We start from the raw sequence: 18092 nt of genomic DNA, 5'->3' as shown, positions 1-18092 counted from the left end.
GTCGCGTGGTCTCGTGACGCGTGCTCGCTGCGCTCGCGCGCTCCTCGACCAGCTGGTCAGCGCGCGAGCTTGAGGATCGCCCCGCGCTCCTCCTTCGTCAGCTCCCGCGTCGCCCCCGACGCGAGCGTGCCGAGCGTCAGCGGCCCGAACCGGCGTCGCACGAGGTCGACGACGGGGTGCCCGACGTGCTCGAGCATGCGACGCACGATGCGGTTGCGGCCCGAGTGCAGCGTGATCTCGAGCATCGACGCCTGCCTGCCCGGCGTGCCGAGGATGCGCGCCTTGTCGGCGCGGATGAAGCCGTCGTCGAGCTCGAAGCCGTTGCGCAGCGTGCGCACGATGCGCGAGTCCACGCGTCCCTGCACCTTCGCGACGTACGTCTTCTCGACGCCGAACGACGGATGCGCGAGCACGTTGGCCAGCTCGCCGTCGTTCGTGAGCAGCAGCAGGCCCGACGTGTCGTAGTCGAGGCGACCGACGTTGTAGACGCGCTCGTCGAGGTCGCGCGTGTACTGCGTGAGGTCGGCGCGACCGCGGTCGTCTGCCATCGACGACACGACGCCCGTGGGCTTGTTGAGCATGACGTACCGCTTCGACACGTCGAGCTGCACGGGCGTGCCGTCGACCGTCACCCGAGCCTCGGGCGAGATGCGCGTGCCGAGCTCGGTGACGACCTCGCCGTCCACCTCGATGCGGCCGTCGACGATCATGTCCTCGACGACGCGGCGCGAGGCCACGCCGGCGGCGGCGAGCACCTTCTGCAGGCGCTCCCCCTCGGTGGAAGGGTCGTGGTCCATCACGCGTCGTCCTCGTCGGAGTCGGGCAGCAGGGGCGAGATGGGCGGCAGCTCCTCGATCGAGCCGAGCCCCATCTGCTGCAGCAGCAGGTCGGTGGTCTCGTAGTGGATCGCGCCCGTCTCGGGATCCGTGAACGCCTCGGTGACGAGGCCGCGGCCCAGCAGCGTGCGCACGACGGAGTCGACGTTGACGGCGCGGATGGCCGCGATCGCTCCGCGGGTGATGGGCTGCTTGTAGGCGATGACGGCGAGGGTCTCGAGCGCCGCCTGCGACAGCCTCGTGGGCGTCTGCGTGAGCACGAATCCCTCGACGTCGGCGTCGTACTGCTCTCGCACGTACATGCGCCAGCCGCCTGCCACCTCGCGCAGCTCGAAGCCGCGCTCGGGACCGTCGCCCTCGCCGGCGTAGTCGGCGCGCAGCCCCTCGACGGCGTCGCGCACGGCGGCGACGGGCGCGCCGAGCGCGCTCGCCAGGTGCACGACGCCTTGCGGCTCGTCGGCGACGAGCAGGATCGCCTCGAGCCTGCGCGCGAGCGGCAGGTGCGAGCGATCGGGCCGCTGCTCCTCCTCGGTGCGCGCGTCGGCAGCGTCGGGCGTGGCGGCGTCGGATGCGACGCGTGCGTCAGTGGTCATAGTCGGCTCCCAGGGTGCTGAGCTGGTCGTCGCGGAAGTCGTGGCCGGTCCACGTGATCGAGAGCTCGCCGAGCGGCTCGACCTGCTCGAAGCCCAGCGCACCACGACGGTACAGCTCGAGCACGGCCAGGAAGCGTGCCACGACGACGCCGCGGCTCTCGGCGCCGGCGACGAGCTCGCGGAACGAGCGGGTGCCGCTGCCGCGCAGGATCGACACGACGTGCGCCGCCTGCTCGCGGATCGACACGAGCGGCGCGTGCAGGTGCGCGAGCCCGACGACGGGGATCTCGCGCGGCGTCATGGCGAGCAGCGCGAGCGCGGCGAAGTCGTCGGCCGACAGCGTCCAGCGCAGCTCGGGCGCACGGCTGCGGAACCGCTCCTCGAGTCGCACCGAGCGCGCGTGCCGCGTCGACTCGGCCGTGAGGCGCTCGTCGAACCAGGCGGCAGCGCCCTTGAACGCGCGGTACTGCAGCAGGCGGGCGAAGAGCAGGTCGCGCGCCTCGAGCAGCGCGACGTCCTCGGCATCCACGACCTCGCCTGCGGGCAGCAGGCTCGCGACCTTGAGGTCGAGCAGCGTCGCGGCGACGACGATGAACTCGCTCGCCTCGTCCAGCATCCCCTCGCCCTCGAGCGTCGAGAGGTAGGCGATGAACGCGTTCGTCACCTGCCCGAGCGCGATCTCGGTCACGTCGAGCCTGCGGTTGCCGATGAGCGTCAGCAGCAGGTCGAACGGGCCGTCGAAGTGCTCCTGGTGGATGCGGAAGCCGCCCGCGTCGTCGGCGGACGGCTCGACTGCCGCGTCACCATCGACCGTCGCGACCGCGGCATCGTGCTCGGTCGGCGCCTCGGGCTCGACCAGGGGCTCCGTCACCGAGCGCCTCAGGCGACGGCGCCGCGGGCGATGAGCTCGCGCGCGACCTGGCGGTACGCGGCCGACGCGGAGTGCTCGGGTGCGTACTGCGTGATGGGCGTGCCCGCCACCGAGGCGTCGGGGAACTTCACCGTGCGGCGGATGACGGTCTCGAGCACCGACGGGCCGAACGCCTCGACCACGCGCTGCAGCACCTCGCGCGAGTGGAGCGTGCGCGAGTCGTACATCGTGGCGAGGATGCCGTCGAGGCGCAGCGCCGGGTTGAGCCGGTCCTGCACCTTGTCGATCGTCTCCTTCAGCAGCGCGACGCCGCGCAGCGCGAAGTACTCGCACTCGAGCGGCACGAGCACGCCGTGCGCAGCGGTGAGCGCGTTGACCGTGAGCAGGCCGAGCGACGGCTGGCAGTCCACGAGGATGACGTCGTAGTCGTCGGACACCTGCCGCAGCACGCGCGCGAGGATCTGCTCGCGGGCGACCTCGCTCACGAGGTGCACCTCCGCGGCCGACAGGTCGATGTTCGCGGGGATGACGTCGAGGCCCTCGACGCTCGAGTGCTGGATCGCCTCGCGCGTGTCGCGCTTCGACGACAGCAGCAGGTCGTAGATCGTCGTCGACTCGTGGTTCTCGATGCCGAGACCGGCCGACAGCGCGCCCTGCGGGTCGAAGTCGACGGCGAGCACGCGACGCCCGTACTCGGCGAGCGAGGCGCCGAGGTTGATGGTCGTCGTCGTCTTGCCGACGCCGCCCTTCTGGTTGCACATCGCGATGATGCGCGCGGGCCCGTGTCCCGTCAGCGGGGCCGGCACCGGGAACTCCTGCAGCGGACGTCCCGTGGGGCCCATGACCGGTGCGTCGAGGCCCGGCAGCGCTGCCGTCTGCTCGCTCCGACCTGTCATGTCCTCGAGTCTAGGTCCGCGTCCCGCACGCTCCTCGCAGCGCGGACAGGCGTGTATCTCAACCTCTGGTCGAAGGTTCCGGCGGGGTCGTGCGCGCGCCGCAAGGCCCTCGCGGAGCCGACGTGGATGCGCGAGGGTCGAGACGTGGATCGCGATGGCCGGCTCGAGCAGACGATGCTGCGGCTCGTCGACGAGCGCGCGCCCGACCGCACGATCTGCCCGAGCGACGTCGCTCGCGCCGTCGGCGACGCCGACTCGTGGCGCTCGCTCATGGACGCGACGCGCGCCGTCGCCGCCCGCCTCGCCGACGCGGGCGAGGTCGAGGTCACGCAGCGCGGCTCGGTCGTCGACGTCCGCACCGCTCGCGGCCCCGTCCGCATCCGACGCCCGCGCTGACCTGCGCCCGAGCTGCCAGCCGCCCCGCGACCAACCGCGCCTTTGCGTCTTGCAGGCGATTCCACGAGCCAAGGGGAATCTTCCCTCCGCTCGCCGAATCGCCTGCGAGACGCAGACGACCGGCCGTCCATCGCGCCCCGTGGACCGCGCGAGCGCTCACCGCCGGGCTGGGGACCGTCGCGGCTCGCGCGGGCGTCAGGACGCGGCCGAGCCCGTGAGCCGCAGGAAGCCCGACAGCTGCGCCAGGCCATCGGCCTTGTACGGCAGGGCGTCGGCGATGCGCGGCGAGAAGACGACGTACGACGACCATTGCGCACGCGAGATCGCCACGTTCATGCGGTTGCGGTCGAGCGCGAACTCGGGGCCGCGCGGCGCATCGTCGGCGCTCGACGCCGTCGTCGACATGATCGCCACGACGGCCTCCTGCCCTTGGAACCGGTCGACGGTGCCGACGCGCGTCGCCTCGAGCCCCGCGGCGTCGAGCGCGCGGCGCAGCAGCGAGACCTGCGCGTTGTACGGCGCGACGACGATGACGTCGGCGGCCGTGAGCGGCCTCGGGTCGTGGGACCTCGACGGGTCGAGCCACTCGCGGCCCAGCTGGTCGCGCACGATGCGCACGACCTCGACGGCCTCCTCGGGCGACTCCACGCCGTTGCCCACGTGGTCGACGGGCACGGCGTGCACGCCCGGCGATCCGGCGAGCCTGCGCGCCGCGGCGACGGGCGCCGAGGTGAGCTGCCGGTCGTACGACAGCGCCGACACCGCCTCGCACAGCACGGGATGCATGCGCCACGACTGCGCGAGGAAGACGCCGAAGCGGTCGGGCAGCACGTGATCGTCGCCCGAGAGCCAGCCGAGGGCCGAGCGGTCGATGGGCTCGGGATGCGTGCCCTGGCTCACCTGCGGCAGCTGCTGCGGGTCGCCGAGCAGCAGCAGCCGGTCGGCGGCGACCGAGCAGGCGATCGTGTTCGCGAGGGAGAACTGGCCGGCCTCGTCGATCACGAGCAGGTCGAGCGCGTGCCTGGGCACCTGGTCGGCGTTCGCGAAGGTCCACGCCGTGCCGCCGACGATGCGACCGCCGCCGCGCGCGAGGAAGCCCGCGACGTCGCGGGTCTCGAGCGCCGTGCCCGGCACGGTCGTCGCCCCGCTCTTCGGCCGCTTGCCCACGCGATTTGCGGGCACGCCGAGATCGATCGCCTGCTGCAGCAGGTGCTCGACGACGTCGTGCGACTGCGCCACGACGCCGATCCTCCACCCGCGCTCGGCGAGCGCGCGCAGCACCGTCGCGCCGACGTACGTCTTGCCCGATCCGGGCGGCCCCTGCACCGCGAGGTACGACCGGTGCATGCCCTCGAGCGCGTGCACGATGCGTTCGGCGGGCGTCGCCGCGTCGGCGGCGAGCAGCCCGCCGCGCACGCGCGGAGGCTCGCGGCGCAGCAGGTCGAGGGCCGGGTCGGCGATCGGGGTGGCGCTCGCGGCGACCTGCTCGCCCCATTCGAGGATCGCGGCACGCTGCTTCGGCGTCGGGATGGGCCGAGGCGGCGTGAGCGCGATCGGCAGCTGCGACCAGCCGACGCCGTCGGCGGCGCGTTCGTCGAGCAGCACGGTCCACGTGCCGGAGTCCTCGGACGCCTCGACGACCTCGACGTCGGCATGCGCACGGTACGTCGCGCCGTCGTCGAGGTCGCCGAACGGCGCCGGCGACTCGTAGACGACGAACGGCCGGTCGCCCGTGCCGAGCCGCGACCCTGCAGCCATCGGCCCGACGAGGCGCAGCCGTCGGCGCGGCTGCCGTGCGCGCGGCGGCGTCTGCCAGCCGTCGACGACCTCGATGGCGACGTCGGCCGGTGCCAGCACGTCGCGCTGGTCGCGCCACAGCTCCACGTGCCCGTCGAGTCGCGCGAAGTGCTCGCCCCAGTACGCCGTGTCCTCGCGCCGGTGGTACTCGACCGCCGCTGCGGCGAGGGCGACGGCGGCCTGGTCGTCGGTGCGCTCCGCGGCGGGCACGTGCGCGATCGTCGCGCGCAGGCGTGCGTCGACGGCGTCCTCGCGCGCCTCGAGCCGCTCCGACGCCGTGGACTCGACGACGATGCGCCGCCGACGCGGCACGCCCGCCTCGTCGGCCAGCCCGGCGAGCCAGTCGCGCAGCCCCGCCGTCGCGGCGCAGTCGTACCGGTTGTAGTCGCCGATCTCGCCGAGCAGCGCATCCGCCTCGTCGGCTCGCCCGTCACCGCGCAGCTCGCCGACCCGCTGGTAGGCGACGATCGAGGCGCCGCCGTCCTTCACCTCGCTGTCGCGCAGCCGCGACCCCATGAACAGCGGCTCGAGCCGCTTGAGCGAGTACGACGACTCCGAGATGCGCACCGCGCCGCGCACGATCGGGTAGAGGTCGACGAGCACGTCGTCGGCGAGCAGGTCGCGCACCTCGTCCTCGCGGATGCCGTGGCTCGCGGAGATCGATCGCAGGTGCGTGACCTCGTAGGGCGCGTAGTGGTAGACGTGCAGATCGGGCCACCGCTGCCGACGGGCGGCGAGCCAGTCGAGGAAGTCCTCGAGCGCGCGCCCCTCTGCGGCGAAGTCGTGCGCCCAGAACGGCGTGAAGACCTCGGAGCCGGTGTCGTACGTCGTGGCGCCGAACAGGTAGTCGATGCCCCAGTGCTCGCCGTCCCACCACAGCGGGTCGCCCTCGAAGTCGAAGAACACGTCGCCGAGGCTCGGCTCGGGGAGCCGGCCCAGCGCGCGCGCGTCGAAGACCTCGTGCAGCACGCCGGTCTCGGGCGCTGCGAGCTGCAGCCGGGCCTGCACGCGCAGCGAGGCGAGCGTCGCGTCGCCGACGCCGGGCACGGGGCCCGACGACGCGGCGAGGTCGTCGATCGTCGCGATGCCCGCCGCGCGCATCCGCTCGCGCTGCGTCACGCGCAGGCTCGCGACGAGCAGCAGGTCGCGCGTGCGCTCGACCTCGACCGTGCAGGTCGCGCAGCGCCCGCACTGGCGGATGCCCGGCGTGTCCCATGCGATGGGCTCCGACGCGGCACGGCGCTCCGCCAGCAGCGTGCGCATGCGACCCATCGCGCGCTCGAACACGGGCAGCACGTCGTCGAGCCGGTGCGTCGTCGTCTCGCCCGAGCCGAGCATGAGGTGCACGTCGTCGTGCACGGGGATGCCCTCGCGCTGCAGCTCGATCGCGTACGCGGCGAGCTGCAGCAGCGCGGTGGTCTTCGCGCTGCGAGCGAGCTTCGCGTCGTACACCGCGTACGCCCACGATCCGTCGCGACGCTGCTCGCGCACGAGGAAGTCGGCGAAGCCCATGAAGCCGGTCGCCTCGTCGAGGAACGTCGCCTGGAACACGACGTCGACGCCATCGCGCATCGCGGCCATCGAGGCGTCGCGCGCCGCTGCCAGCCCCGCGATCGACATGGGCTCGGGCCTGGCGATCTCGACGACGCGGTAGCCGGGCTCGCGCACCGCGCGATCGCGGTACGCCTGCAGGATGCGCTCCTCGTGCGCGTCGCCGAGCCGGCCGGCGCGCGCGAGCATGGGGTCGTCGACGTCCTCGACCTTGGCGATGCGCCCGAGCTTCGCGTCGAGGGCGCGCAGCATCGCGAACTCGCACTCGCTCGCGGCCTTGAGGTCGCTCGCACTGTGCAGCAGCAGACCCTCGCGCACGAACATGCCCGTCACGCTATCGGCGACCACCGACGCATCCGCCGTGCGTCCTAGGCTGCCCGCATGACCGACGTCGACATCCGCATCGCCCGCGACCACGAGCTCGAGGCGACCGTCGCGCTGCGGTGGCGGTGGACCGCCGAGCGCGGCGACGACGTCGCGATCGACGAGCCGACCTTCGTCGCCGAGGCGGCCGCCTGGGCGAGGGCGCACGCCGGCTCGCACCTCCCCCATGTCGCCGTCGCCGACGGGAGGGTCGTGGGGATGGCCTGGCTCGCGCTCACGCCGCGCGTCGCGACCGTGCACAGCCGCGACCGCACGAGCGGCGACCTGCAGTCCTGCTACGTCGTGCCGGCGCTGCGCGGACGGGGCATCGGCGGTCGCCTCGTGCAGGCGGTGCTCGCGACCGCGACCGAGCGCGGCGCCGAGCACGTCACGGTGCACACGAGCGCCGCGTCCCCCGCGATGTACGAGCGCAACGGCTTCCGGCCCAGCGCGCGCCTGCTGTGGGCAGAGGCCGCCGTCGCCGAGCGCTGACGCGCGACCGTCACCACCCGGCCACCCCACCGTCACCGGCGCCGCGTAGCCTCGCGCCGGGAGGCCCATGGACAGCGTGCTCGACGCGGTCGTCGCGATGGCAGCGTCGCCGTGGGCGCTCGTCGTCGTCGCAGCGCTGTGCGTCGTCGACTCGATCGTGCCGCCGCTGCCGACCGAGGCCGTCGTCATCGCGCTCGTGACGCTCGGCGCGGCCGGCGACGCCCCGCATCCCATCGCCATCGGGGCGACGATCGCGGTCGCCGCGACGCTGGGCGACTCGCTCGCCTACGTGCTCGGCCGCACGATCGCCTCGCGGCGATGGCTGCGGCATCGGCGCGTGCGCACGCTCGCACGCCAGGCGTCGACGCTGCTGCGCCTCCGCGGCGCCTCGATCGTCGTCGCCGCACGCTTCGTGCCGGGCCTGCGCGTCGCGGTCAACGCCACCGCGGGCGCGGTGCGGATGGATGCGCGGCGCTTCGTGCCGCTCGTCGCGACCGCCGCGACGCTGTGGGCCACGATCACGGTGCTCATCGGCCTCGGCGCCGCGTGGGCGCTCGGCGACTCCCCCGTGCTCGCCGCGCTCGCCGGCGCGATCGTCGGGCTCGGCGTGGGCCTCGCGGCCGACGCGATCCTGCGCCGCCGCGGCGTGACGTCGACGACGTGAGCTACCGCCGAGCCCGCGGATGCGCCGTCGTGTACATGTCCCGCAGCGTGTCCGCCGTGACGCGGGTGTAGATCTGCGTGGTCGCGACGCTCGCATGGCCCAGCAGCTCCTGCACGACGCGCACGTCGGCGCCGCCCTCGAGCAGATGCGTCGCGAACGAGTGGCGGAAGGTGTGCGGCGACACGTGCTCCACCTCGGCCTCGGCGGCGACGCGCTGGATGATCGACCATGCCGCCTGCCGCGAGAGGCGGCCGCCGCGCGCACCGAGCAGCAGCGCCGGCCCGCCGCGCCCGCGCACCGCCAGCATCGGCCTCGCCCGCACGAGGTAGGCGTCGACCGCGTCGCGCGCGTAGGAGCCGACGGGCACGAGCCGCTGCTTGCCGCCCTTGCCCGTGAGGCGCAGCAGCTCCTCGTGCGCGTCGTCGACGTCGAGGTCGCACACCTCCGAGATGCGCGCGCCCGTCGCGTAGAGCAGCTCGAGCAGCGCCCGATCGCGCAGGCCCGTCGCGTCGTCGCCGCCCGCGTGCTCGAGGATGCGCTGCATCTGCGCGATCGTCACGGCCTTCGGCAACGGCATGCCCTGCTTGGGGGGCCGGTGATCGCGCGCGACGTCCTGCTCGACGAGGCGCTCGTCGATGAGGAACCGGTGCAGCCCGCGCACCGCCGAGAGCTGGCGCGCGACGCTCGACGCGGCGAGGCCGCGATCGGCGAGGGATGCGTGGAAGGCCTGCACGTCGGATGCGTCGATCGCGGCCACTGCATCCCGACCGCGCGCATCGAGCACCGCGAGGTACCCGTCGAGGTCGCGGCGGTACGCCGCGAGCGTGTGCCTCGAGAGCCCGCGCTCGATCGTCAGCTGCCGCAGGTAGCGGGCGACGGCATCCGCGGGGCGCATGCGCCCGTCAGCGCTCGGGACGCGCGGGGCGGTGCCAGTCGAACGGCACGTCGGCGGGCTGCGTCGCGCCGTCGCGAGCGCGCAGCGCCTCGTAGGCGAGCACGGCCGTGAGCATCGTGGCGTTGTGCAGGCGGTTCGACAGCGCGGCGGCGACGACCTCGGCGCGCGGCACCCACCGCACGTCCATGTCCGCCTCCTCGTCGGTGCGCGCGAACGTCTCGGGCGCGTCACCCACATCGGTCGCGAGGTAGATGCGCAGCATCTCGCTCGAGCCGCCGCCCGACGTCGAGATGTCGCACAGCACGCCCCACGTGGCGGCGACGGTGTCGGTCTCCTCGGCGAGCTCGCGCTGCGCGCCGACGAGCGGATCCTCGCCCTCGACGTCGAGCAGGCCCGCCGGCAGCTCCCACATCGTCGCGCCGACCGGATGCCGGTACTGATGCACGAGCAGCACCTCGTCGCGCTCGTTCACGGCGAGCACGGCGACGGCGCCGGGATGGTCGAGCAGGTCGCGCACGATCGTCGTGCCCGAGGGCAGGTCGACCGTGTGCCGCTCGACGTCCCACACGCGCCCGTGGAACACCGTCTCGCGGTGCGTCACCGGCAGGCTGCCGAGCGTGTCCTCGATCATGCGGTCGCAGCCTCGGTCGTCTGCTCGGCGTCGACGTCGAACAGCTTCGACGCGCGCTGGCGCTCGAGCGACGCCTCGACGAGGCCGCGGAACAGCGGATGCGCGTGGTTCGGACGGCTGCGCAGCTCGGGGTGCGCCTGCGTGGCGATGTAGTACGGGTGGCCGGGCACCTCGACGTACTCCACGAGGTGGCCGTCGGGCGACGTGCCCGAGAACGACAGGCCCGCCTCCGACAGCTGGTCGCGGTACTGGTTGTTGACCTCGTAGCGGTGCCGGTGGCGCTCGTGCGAGACGGGTGCGCCGTACACGCGCTCGGCGAGCGAGCCGGGGGCGAGCGCCGCCTCGTACAGGCCGAGCCGCATGGTGCCGCCGAGGTTGCCGCCGTGCACGTGGGCCTCCTGCTCCGCCATCGTCGCGATGACGGGATGCGGGGTGTCCTCGTCGAACTCGCTCGACGACGCGCCCTCGATGCCGGCGACGTTGCGCGCGTACTCGATGACCATGCACTGCAGGCCGAGGCACAGGCCGAGCGTGGGGATGTCGTTCTCGCGCGCGAAGCGCAGGGCGCCGAGCTTGCCCTCGATGCCGCGCACGCCGAACCCGCCGGGCACGCAGATGCCGTCGACGTCGGAGAGCTGCTGCGCGGCGCCCTCGGGCGTCTCGCAGAGGTCGGAGGCGACCCAGCGGATCTTCACGGCCGTCTGGTTCGCGAACCCGCCCGCCTTGAGCGCCTCGGTGACCGAGAGGTACGCGTCGGGCAGGTCGATGTACTTGCCGACGAGGCCGATCGTCACCTCGTGACGCGGGTGCTGCACGGCGTCGAGCACGGGCTGCCAGCGGCTCCAGTCCACGTCGCCGGCGTCGAGGCCGAGCTGCTCGATGATGTAGCCGTCGAGCCCCTGCTCCGTGAGCATCGTGGGGATCTCGTAGATCGACGCGACGTCCATGGCGTTGACCACGGCCCGCTCGTCGACGTCGCACATGAGCGCGATCTTCGTGCGGTTCGACGCGCTCACGGGGCGGTCGGAGCGCAGCACGAGCGCGTCGGGCTGGATGCCGATCGAGCGCAGCGTCGCGACGGAGTGCTGCGTGGGCTTCGTCTTCTGCTCGCCCGAGGCGCCGAGGAACGGCACGAGCGAGACGTGCACGAAGAACACGTTCTTGCGGCCGAGCTCGTGGCGCACCTGACGGGCCGCCTCGATGAACGGCTGGCTCTCGATGTCGCCGACGGTGCCACCGATCTCGGTGATGATGACGTCGGGCTGCGGCACGTTGTCGGCCTGCAGGCGCATGCGCCGCTTGATCTCGTCGGAGATGTGCGGGATGACCTGCACGGTGTCGCCGAGGTACTCGCCACGGCGCTCGCGCTCGATGACGCGCGAGTAGATCTGGCCCGTCGTGACGTTGGCGGCCTGCGACAGCTCGATGTCGAGGAAGCGCTCGTAGTGGCCGATGTCGAGGTCCGTCTCGGCACCGTCGTCGGTCACGAAGACCTCGCCGTGCTGGAACGGGTTCATCGTGCCCGGATCCACGTTGAGGTACGGATCGAGCTTCTGCATCACGACGTGGAGGCCACGAGCCGTGAGGAGATTGCCGAGGGAAGCGGCCGTGAGGCCCTTGCCCAGGGACGAGACGACGCCGCCCGTCACGAAGATCTGCTTGGTCACCCGGGAATCGCTCGCCACGGACTCCAACCCTATCCGACCCGAGCCGTCATGCCGTCAGGCAGTCGTGCTCGGCGCGGCGTGCGCATCCGCGAGCAGCTCGGCGGCGTGCGCGAGGGCAGTGTCGGAGGCCGTGCCGGCGAGCATGCGGGCGAGCTCCTCGACCCGCGCGTCGTCGCGCACGGTGTGCACGCTCGACGCCGTCACGGAGCCGTCGGTGGCCTTCACGACCGTGATGTGGCGGTCGGCGAACGCGGCGACCTGCGCGAGGTGCGTCACGACGATGACCTGCGCGTGCTGGGCGAGCGCCGCGAGCCTGCGCCCGATCTCGATCGCGGACGCGCCGCCGACGCCGGCGTCGACCTCGTCGAACACGAACGTCGGCACGTCGTCGGCGGCGAGGGCGACCTCGAGCGCGAGCATCACGCGGGAGAGCTCGCCGCCCGACGCCGCCTTCGCGACGGGGCGGGGCTCGGCGCCGGGATGCGGTGCGAGCAGGATCGCCACGTCGTCGCGGCCGTGCTCGTGGTGCTCGTCGCCGGGCGTCACGGCGATGCGCAGGCGAGCGTCGGGCATCGCGAGCGCACGCAGCTCGTGCTGCACGCGCTCCTCGAGCTCCGCGGCGGATGCGGTGCGCACCTCGGTGATGCGTGCGGCGAGGGCGTCGGCGGCGTCGCGCTCGGCGGCGATGCGCTGCTCGAGCTCGACCGTGCGCTCGTCGTCGGCGTCGAGCTCGACGAGACGCAGGGCGCCGAGCCTGCCGTGCTCGAGCGCGGCCTCGATGGAGTCGTAGCGGCGCACGACGGGCGCGAGCGCGGCACGGCGCTCCTGGATCTCGTCGATGGGCCGCTCGGGTGCCTCGAGCGTGTCGGCGTAGCGCGTGAGCTCGGCGGCGGCCTCCTGCACGGCGGCCTCGGCGTCGGCGAGCAGCGACAGGGCGGTCGCGAGCGCGGCGTCGTCGCGCTCGCCGCGCTCGACGAGCCGGCGAGCGGTGCCGACGAGCGTCGTGGCGTCGAGGCCGTCCTCGCCCGTGATGGCCGTGTGCGCCTCGGCCACGATGGCGCGCAGCGACTCGACGTGCTCGAGCCGATGCGCGAGGGCGTCGAGCTCGGCGTCCTCCCCCGGCTGCGGGTCGATCGCCTCGAGCGCCTCGAGCTCGGTGCGCAGGTCGTCGGCCTCGCGGCGGCGCGCATCGCGCTCGGTCGTGATCGTGGTGAGCTCGCGCTCGGCGTCGCGCCACGCGTGCAGGTGGGCGCGGTAGTCGACGAGCAGCGCCGCGAGCGCCTCGCCGGCCGCGCGGTCGAGCGCCGCGAGCTGCGCCTGCGCGCCGCGCAGCCGCTGCTGGTCTGACTGCCCGTGCACGGCGACGAGCGAGTCGGCGAGCGACTGCAGCGATGCGGCGGGCACGTTGGCGCCGCCGATCTGGGCACGGCTACGGCCCTCGCGCGACACGGAGCGCGCGACGAGCAGCTCGCCGTCCTCGACGACGCCGCCGGCGTCGTCGACGAGCTCGCGGTCGGTGGCGTCGTCGAGCATCCACACGCCCTGCACGGCGGCGCGGTCGTCGCCGGCGCGGATGAGGCCGGCGTCGGCGCGGGCGCCGCGCAGCAGCGAGAGGGCCTGCACGACCATGGTCTTGCCCGCACCGGTCTCGCCGGTGATGGCGGTGAAGCCGGGCGCGAGCTCGAGCACGGCGTCGTCGATGACGCCGAGGCTGCGGATCGCGAGCTCCTCGAGGCGGGTCCGGGTCACGAGGCGCTCCTGGCGGCGTCGCGCCATCCCTGCACGGGCAGGTCGAGCTTGGCGACGAGGCGATCGGCGAACGGCGCGGGCGTGAGGCGCGCGAGCCGCAGCGGCGTCTCCGAGCGGCGCGCCTCGACGCGAGCGCCCTGCGGCAGGTCGACCGAGCGGCGCGAGTCGCACCACAGCACGGCGTCGCTCGTCGAGTGCGGCGAGATCGTCACCGACATCGTCGACTCGGGACCGACGACGAGCGGACGCGTGAAGAGCGCGTGGGCGCCGAGCGGCACCATGAGCATCACCTGGGCGGTGGGCCACACGATGGGGCCGCCCGCCGAGAACGAGTAGGCCGTGGAGCCCGTGGGGGTCGCGAGCAGCACCGCGTCCGTGCCGAACGACGAGATGGGGCGCTCGTCAACCTCGAGCAGCGCCTCGATCATGCGGCCGGCGCCGTGCTTCTCGATCGCGGCCTCGTTGACGGCCCACGTCGCGGCGACCTCGACCTCGTCGATGAAGACGCGCACGTCGAGCGTGAGGCGCGACTCCACCTCGTAGTCGCCGGCGACGGCGTGGTCGACGACCGCCTGCACGTCGGCGACCTCCGCCTCGGCGAGGAAGCCGACGTGGCCCATGTTGATGCCGAGCAGGGGCGCGCCCGTGAGGCGCTGCAGCTCGGCGGCGCGCAGGATCGTGCCATCGCCGCCGAGCGTGATGACGAGCTCGATGTCGCCGGGCGCGTCGGCGTCGAACGTCGCGACGACCTCGGCCTCGGCGGCGTGCGCGACGAGCGCCGTGCGCTCCTCGGGCACGAGCACGGGCGTGACGCCGGCCTCGACGAGTCGACGGCACACGCTCGAGGCGGTGCGCAGCGTCTCGTCGCGACCCGGGTGGAACACCACGAGGAAGCGGCGCTCGCTCATTCGCCCTCCGTCCGCGCTCACGTGCATCCTCATTCTGTCGGATGCGTGCCGTCGGCGTCGGCGGTTGCGCTGCGAGCGAGGATGTCGGGCAGATCGCCGAGGTGTTCGGGATCCGTGGCGCCCGCCTGCAGGTGCGCGAGGTACTCGCGGTTGCCGTGGGTGCCGACGACGGGGCTCGCGGCGAGGCCCGCGGTGCCGAGGCCCAGCGCCCACGCGGCGTCGAGCACCTGGCGGATGGCGTCGGCGCGCGCGGCGGGGTCGTCGACGATGCCGCCGCGCACGCGACCGCGGCCGACCTCGAACTGCGGCTTCACGAGCACGAGCCAGTCGGCGTCGGCGGTCGCGACGGCGTGCACGGGCGGCAGCACGAGCGCGAGCGAGATGAACGAGACGTCGGCGACGACGAGCGACGGCTGCGGATGCATCGGCGGGCGCAGGTCGCGCACGTTGACGCCCTCGAGCAGCGTGATGCGATCGTCGAGGGGCACCTGGAACTGGTCGTGGCCGACGTCGAGCGCCGTGACGTGGCGCGCGCCGCGCGCGAGGAGCACCTGCGTGAAGCCGCCCGTCGAGGCGCCGACGTCGAGCGCGTCGCGGCCCGCGGGGTCGACGCCGAACGCGTCGAGCGCCGCGAGCAGCTTGCCTGCCGCGCGCGACACCCAGCCGTCGTCGTCGACCTGGATGCGCGCATCCGGCGGCACGTGCGCGGACGCCTTCGTGGCGACGACGCCGTCGATGCGCACGGCGCCCGCGGCGACGAGTCGGGCGGCGTGCGTGCGGCTGCGCGCGAGGCCGCGTGCGGCGAGCGCTTGGTCGAGACGCGCGGACGACGGATCGGTCACGAGCCGGCGAGCGCCGCCTCGAGGCGGTCGTGCAACGCGGCGAACGCCTCGGCGCGACGCTCGAGCGGCTGCTCCTCGATGACCTCGATCTCGTCGAGGAGGCCTGCGCTGGTGTCGTCGGTCACGGCATCCACGCTACCGCCGCGGCGTCGCCTCCGGCCGGAGGCGACGCCGCGATCACGGTCAGTTCAGCGGACGGAAGCCGGGCAGCTCGCCGTGCGCGAGCGCGGTCTCGGCGAGCTCCTGCAGCGCCGTGAGCGCGACGCGCTGCGAGATCGGCCCGAACGAGACACGGGCGACGCCGAGCTCCTGCAGCTCGTCGAACGACGGCGTCCCCGGCAGGGCGATGGTCGTGAGGCGCTGCTTCCCGAAGGCGTCGACGAGCGTGCGCACCTCGTCGCTCGTGAGCGGCCCCGGCACGAACACGACGGGCGCCCCGGCGTCGAGGTAGGCGCGGCCGCGCTCGAGCGCGTCGGCGATCACGACGTCGCGGTCGCGGTCGCCGCCGACGGGGAACGCGTCGGTGCGCGCGTTGAGCACGAAGTCGGGCACGCCCGCATCCCGTGCGGCGCGCATGATGGCCTCGACCTGGCTCGCCGCCTCGTCGAGCGGCTTCAGCTGGTCCTCGATGTTGGCGCCGACGACGCCGAGCTCGATCGCACGGCGCACGGTCTCGGGGGCGTCGCCGTAGCCGCCCTCGAGGTCCGCCGAGACGGGCAGGTCGGTGACGGCGAGGATGCGGCGGATCATGTCGAGCATCTCGTCGACGGGGATCTGCTCGCCGTCCTCGTAGCCGAGGGTCGCGGCGATCGAGTGGCTCGCCGTGGCGAGCGCGACGGTGCCCTGGGCTCCGACGACGGCGGACGTCGAGATCGGGTCCCAGACGTTGACGACCTTCAGCAGGGCGGGGTCGCGGTGCAGGCGCAGCAGCTCGGATGCGCGGTCGGCGGTGGTGCTCATGGTGGCTCCTTCTGTCGTGGTGGGCCGGGCGTCGTCCGGATGCGCGACGCCGAGCGGATGGGTCGGATCGGTCAGTCGTCGGCGAGTGCCGCGAGCACGGCCAACTCGTCGGCACGCGAGATGCCGCTGGCTCGGGGGCGTTCGAGCCCTCGCGCGCGCTCGTCGGCGACGACGTCGCGCGCAGTCTCGGCGCTGGGGCGCAGCTGCACGCCGTCGGAGAGCAGCGCCGCGTTCGCGCGAGCGCCGAGGCCGTCGTGGCCGACGGGCAGCCAGAGCGCGAGCGAGCGCGGGCCACCCCACGGCTGCACGTCGAGTCGCTCGAGGTCGGCGTCCGACGCGAGCACGACGGGACCGGTGTGCCCGGCGGCCCGCCGGATCTCGTCGACGAGCGCGTGCATCGTCGTGACGTCGCCGACGGCGTCGCGCACCCCGACGACGCCTCGAGCGCCGAGGTCGACGATCGCGGCGGCGAGGTCGCGCACGTCGACGACCTGCGCTGCGACGTCGCGCTCGGGCACGAGCACGGGGCCATCGCCCGCGAGCGCGGCGCGCGCCGCCCACGACCCGTACCGGTCGCTGGGGTCGCCGGGGCCGACGATGAGGCCGGGACGCAGCACGAGCAGACGGTCGCCGAGCGCCGTCCGCATCGTCTGCTCGACGTGCACCTTGGCGCGGCCGTAGTCGTCGGGATCGAAGGCGGGCTCGAGCAGCGGCGCCGACTCGTCGTCGCCGGGGCGGTCGACGTCGCGGTAGACCGAGACGGTCGAGACCAGGGTCCAGTGCCGCGCTCGATCGGCGAGCGCCTGCGCCGCTGCGGCAGCGTGCGCGGGGATGCGCGTCACGTCGACGACCGCGTCCCACTCGCCCGACACCGCGGCGAGCGCATCCGCTCCCCCGTCGCGATCGACCTGCACGAGCGTCGCGCCGTCGGGCACGCGCGTGCCCCGCGCCGCGCACGTGACGTCGTGGCCGGCCGCGAGGTGCGAGGCAGCGATCGCGTGGCCGAGCCAGGCCGTGCCACCGAGGACGAGGACGCGCATGCTGCGAGCATGGCACCGCTGTGGCGAGGATCGCGCGGCCTTCGCGACGGGCGAACCGATGGCCTACGCTGCGTCGACGCCAGCTAGCGTCGACCCATGGAGCTCGCGAGCGCACCGCCCGACGACGCACCCGTGCCCGCCTCGGTGCTCGAGATCGCCGGCGGGCGTGCCACGCGCATGCTGTGGCGCAACGAGCTCGGCGGCCTCACCGTCGCGATCGACGGCGACGACCCGCTCGTCGTGAAGTGGAGTCCGCCCGGTGGTCCTGCCCTCGCCGACGAGGCCGAGCGGATGCGGTGGCTCGCAGCACGCCATCCCGTGCCCGTCGTGCGCGCGCATGCCCGCGACGACGACGGCGAGGCGCTCGTCATGGAGGCGCTCCTGGGCGAGGGAGCGGTCTCGCAGCGGTGGCTCGCCGAGCCCGAGACGGCCGTGCGCGCCATCGCCGACGGCCTGCGTCGTCTGCATGCGCTGCCCGTCGACGACTGCCCGTGGTCCTGGCTGCCCGCCGACCGCATCCGAGCCGCTCGCGCGCTCGGCGGGGTGGTGTCGCCCTCGCTCGAGCGTGCGCCGAGCGTCGACCGCCTCGTGGTCGGTCATGGCGACGCGTGCGCTCCGAACACCCTGCTCGGCGACACCGGTGCGTTCCTCGCGACCGTCGACGTCGGCTCGCTCGGACTCGCAGACCGATGGTCGGACCTCGCCGTCGCGACGATGTCGCTCGAGTGGAACTACGGCCGCGGCTACGAGCCGCTCTTCTGGCACTCCTACGGCATCGAGCCCGACGCCGAGCGCGTCGCGTACTACCGCGCGCTCTGGGACGTCGCCGACTGATGCCGCATCCGTGCGAGCGTCCGCGTAGAAACGTCTCTACGGGGAAAAGCGAAAAGGGGCCCCAGCGTCATGGCTGGGGCCCCTTTCGAAAAGAAGTCCGGCGGTGT

General features: G+C 73.7%; 18 protein-coding genes. 4 read left to right on the top strand and 14 right to left on the bottom strand.

Going from position 1 to position 18092, the window contains the following annotated elements; all coding sequences use genetic code 11:
* Positions 1-56 precede the first annotated feature (56 nt).
* From FS793_RS00085 to FS793_RS00070, 4 genes are read right to left on the bottom strand one after another with little or no spacing between them, the layout of a single operon-like run.
* Entirely contained in the window at positions 57-797 is a 741-nt protein-coding gene (locus FS793_RS00085; protein WP_144717357.1) for a pseudouridine synthase, read from the bottom strand.
* Entirely contained in the window at positions 797-1429 is a 633-nt protein-coding gene (gene scpB / locus FS793_RS00080) for an SMC-Scp complex subunit ScpB (protein ID WP_144717355.1), read from the bottom strand. The genes FS793_RS00085 and scpB overlap by 1 nt, the downstream gene beginning before the upstream one ends.
* Positions 1419-2288: a segregation/condensation protein A gene (locus FS793_RS00075; protein WP_144719688.1), complete on the bottom strand. Its 870-nt coding sequence runs from the start codon at positions 2286-2288 to the stop codon at positions 1419-1421. Before FS793_RS00075 ends, scpB begins: the two co-directional genes overlap by 11 nt.
* 20 nt (positions 2289-2308) lie before the next feature.
* On the bottom strand, positions 2309-3196 hold the full coding sequence (locus tag FS793_RS00070; protein ID WP_144717353.1) for a ParA family protein: 888 nt from the start codon (positions 3194-3196) through the stop codon (positions 2309-2311).
* A gap of 144 nt (positions 3197-3340) precedes the next feature.
* Here FS793_RS00070 and FS793_RS00065 point away from each other — a divergent pair, with 144 nt between their 5' ends.
* Complete coding sequence (locus FS793_RS00065) at positions 3341-3592, top strand: DUF3253 domain-containing protein (RefSeq protein WP_260979944.1); 252 nt, start codon at positions 3341-3343, stop codon at positions 3590-3592.
* Positions 3593-3787: 195 nt separating this feature from the next.
* On the opposite strand, the gene FS793_RS00060 is transcribed toward FS793_RS00065, so the two are convergent.
* Entirely contained in the window at positions 3788-7264 is a 3477-nt protein-coding gene (locus tag FS793_RS00060) for a TM0106 family RecB-like putative nuclease (protein ID WP_144717349.1), read from the bottom strand.
* A 57-nt stretch (positions 7265-7321) separates the two neighbouring features.
* On the opposite strand from FS793_RS00060, the gene FS793_RS00055 reads away from it, so the two are divergent.
* Positions 7322-7795, top strand: coding sequence for a GNAT family N-acetyltransferase (locus FS793_RS00055; protein ID WP_144717347.1), 474 nt, complete (start codon positions 7322-7324; stop codon positions 7793-7795).
* Between the two features lie 67 nt (positions 7796-7862).
* On the top strand, positions 7863-8459 hold the full coding sequence (locus FS793_RS00050) for a DedA family protein (RefSeq protein ID WP_144717345.1): 597 nt from the start codon (positions 7863-7865) through the stop codon (positions 8457-8459).
* A gap of 1 nt (position 8460) precedes the next feature.
* Here the strand turns inward: FS793_RS00050 and xerD are convergent, their stop codons facing one another.
* From xerD to FS793_RS00010, 9 genes are all read right to left on the bottom strand, one after another.
* Positions 8461-9354, bottom strand: coding sequence for a site-specific tyrosine recombinase XerD (gene xerD, locus FS793_RS00045; RefSeq protein WP_144717343.1), 894 nt, complete (start codon positions 9352-9354; stop codon positions 8461-8463).
* 7 nt (positions 9355-9361) lie between these two features.
* Positions 9362-9985 carry an NUDIX domain-containing protein gene (locus tag FS793_RS00040; RefSeq protein WP_144717341.1) on the bottom strand — a complete coding sequence of 208 codons (624 nt, stop codon included), beginning with the start codon at positions 9983-9985 and terminating at the stop codon, positions 9362-9364.
* Positions 9982-11652, bottom strand: a complete 1671-nt coding sequence (locus tag FS793_RS00035; RefSeq protein WP_186329246.1) for a CTP synthase — start codon at positions 11650-11652, stop codon at positions 9982-9984. The genes FS793_RS00040 and FS793_RS00035 overlap by 4 nt, the downstream gene beginning before the upstream one ends.
* 54 nt (positions 11653-11706) lie before the next feature.
* A complete protein-coding gene (recN, locus tag FS793_RS00030; RefSeq protein WP_313959356.1) occupies positions 11707-13401 on the bottom strand; it encodes a DNA repair protein RecN in 1695 nt (564 codons plus the stop codon).
* Positions 13398-14309, bottom strand: coding sequence for an NAD kinase (locus tag FS793_RS00025; protein ID WP_144717336.1), 912 nt, complete (start codon positions 14307-14309; stop codon positions 13398-13400). The genes recN and FS793_RS00025 overlap by 4 nt, the downstream gene beginning before the upstream one ends.
* A 29-nt stretch (positions 14310-14338) precedes the next feature.
* Entirely contained in the window at positions 14339-15151 is an 813-nt protein-coding gene (locus FS793_RS00020; RefSeq protein ID WP_144717334.1) for a TlyA family RNA methyltransferase, read from the bottom strand.
* A complete protein-coding gene (locus tag FS793_RS16485; RefSeq protein ID WP_260979943.1) occupies positions 15148-15276 on the bottom strand; it encodes a hypothetical protein in 129 nt (42 codons plus the stop codon). The genes FS793_RS00020 and FS793_RS16485 overlap by 4 nt, the downstream gene beginning before the upstream one ends.
* Positions 15277-15334: 58 nt before the next feature.
* Positions 15335-16111 (bottom strand): isocitrate lyase/PEP mutase family protein, encoded by a 777-nt coding sequence (locus FS793_RS00015; protein ID WP_144717332.1) that lies wholly within the window; start codon positions 16109-16111, stop codon positions 15335-15337.
* A 71-nt stretch (positions 16112-16182) separates the two neighbouring features.
* Complete coding sequence (locus FS793_RS00010) at positions 16183-17151, bottom strand: NAD-dependent epimerase/dehydratase family protein (protein ID WP_144717330.1); 969 nt, start codon at positions 17149-17151, stop codon at positions 16183-16185.
* A gap of 96 nt (positions 17152-17247) precedes the next feature.
* On the opposite strand from FS793_RS00010, the gene FS793_RS00005 reads away from it, so the two are divergent.
* A complete protein-coding gene (locus FS793_RS00005) occupies positions 17248-17985 on the top strand; it encodes an aminoglycoside 3'-phosphotransferase (RefSeq protein WP_144717328.1) in 738 nt (245 codons plus the stop codon).
* Positions 17986-18092 lie beyond the last annotated feature (107 nt).

It is taken from the genome of Agrococcus jejuensis, assembly GCF_007679035.1.
Taxonomy (GTDB): Bacteria; Actinomycetota; Actinomycetes; order Actinomycetales; family Microbacteriaceae; genus Agrococcus; species Agrococcus jejuensis_A.
Note: the sequence above shows the minus strand (reverse complement) of the source record. Positions and strands in the feature narration are given on the sequence as shown.

What these genes read in the sequence shown, in the direction of transcription:
- FS793_RS00085 (WP_144717357.1), bottom strand. Translation starts at nt 797, where the DNA reads ATGGACCACGACCCTTCCACCGAGGGGGAGCGCCTGCAGAAGGTGCTC.
- scpB (WP_144717355.1), bottom strand. Translation starts at nt 1,429, where the DNA reads ATGACCACTGACGCACGCGTCGCATCCGACGCCGCCACGCCCGACGCT.
- FS793_RS00070 (WP_144717353.1), bottom strand. Translation starts at nt 3,196, where the DNA reads ATGACAGGTCGGAGCGAGCAGACGGCAGCGCTGCCGGGCCTCGACGCA.
- FS793_RS00060 (WP_144717349.1), bottom strand. Translation starts at nt 7,264, where the DNA reads ATGTTCGTGCGCGAGGGTCTGCTGCTGCACAGTGCGAGCGACCTCAAG.
- FS793_RS00055 (WP_144717347.1), top strand. Translation starts at nt 7,322, where the DNA reads ATGACCGACGTCGACATCCGCATCGCCCGCGACCACGAGCTCGAGGCG.
- FS793_RS00050 (WP_144717345.1), top strand. Translation starts at nt 7,863, where the DNA reads ATGGACAGCGTGCTCGACGCGGTCGTCGCGATGGCAGCGTCGCCGTGG.
- xerD (WP_144717343.1), bottom strand. Translation starts at nt 9,354, where the DNA reads ATGCGCCCCGCGGATGCCGTCGCCCGCTACCTGCGGCAGCTGACGATC.
- FS793_RS00040 (WP_144717341.1), bottom strand. Translation starts at nt 9,985, where the DNA reads ATGATCGAGGACACGCTCGGCAGCCTGCCGGTGACGCACCGCGAGACG.
- FS793_RS00025 (WP_144717336.1), bottom strand. Translation starts at nt 14,309, where the DNA reads ATGAGCGAGCGCCGCTTCCTCGTGGTGTTCCACCCGGGTCGCGACGAG.
- FS793_RS00015 (WP_144717332.1), bottom strand. Translation starts at nt 16,111, where the DNA reads ATGAGCACCACCGCCGACCGCGCATCCGAGCTGCTGCGCCTGCACCGC.
- FS793_RS00010 (WP_144717330.1), bottom strand. Translation starts at nt 17,151, where the DNA reads ATGCGCGTCCTCGTCCTCGGTGGCACGGCCTGGCTCGGCCACGCGATC.
- FS793_RS00005 (WP_144717328.1), top strand. Translation starts at nt 17,248, where the DNA reads ATGGAGCTCGCGAGCGCACCGCCCGACGACGCACCCGTGCCCGCCTCG.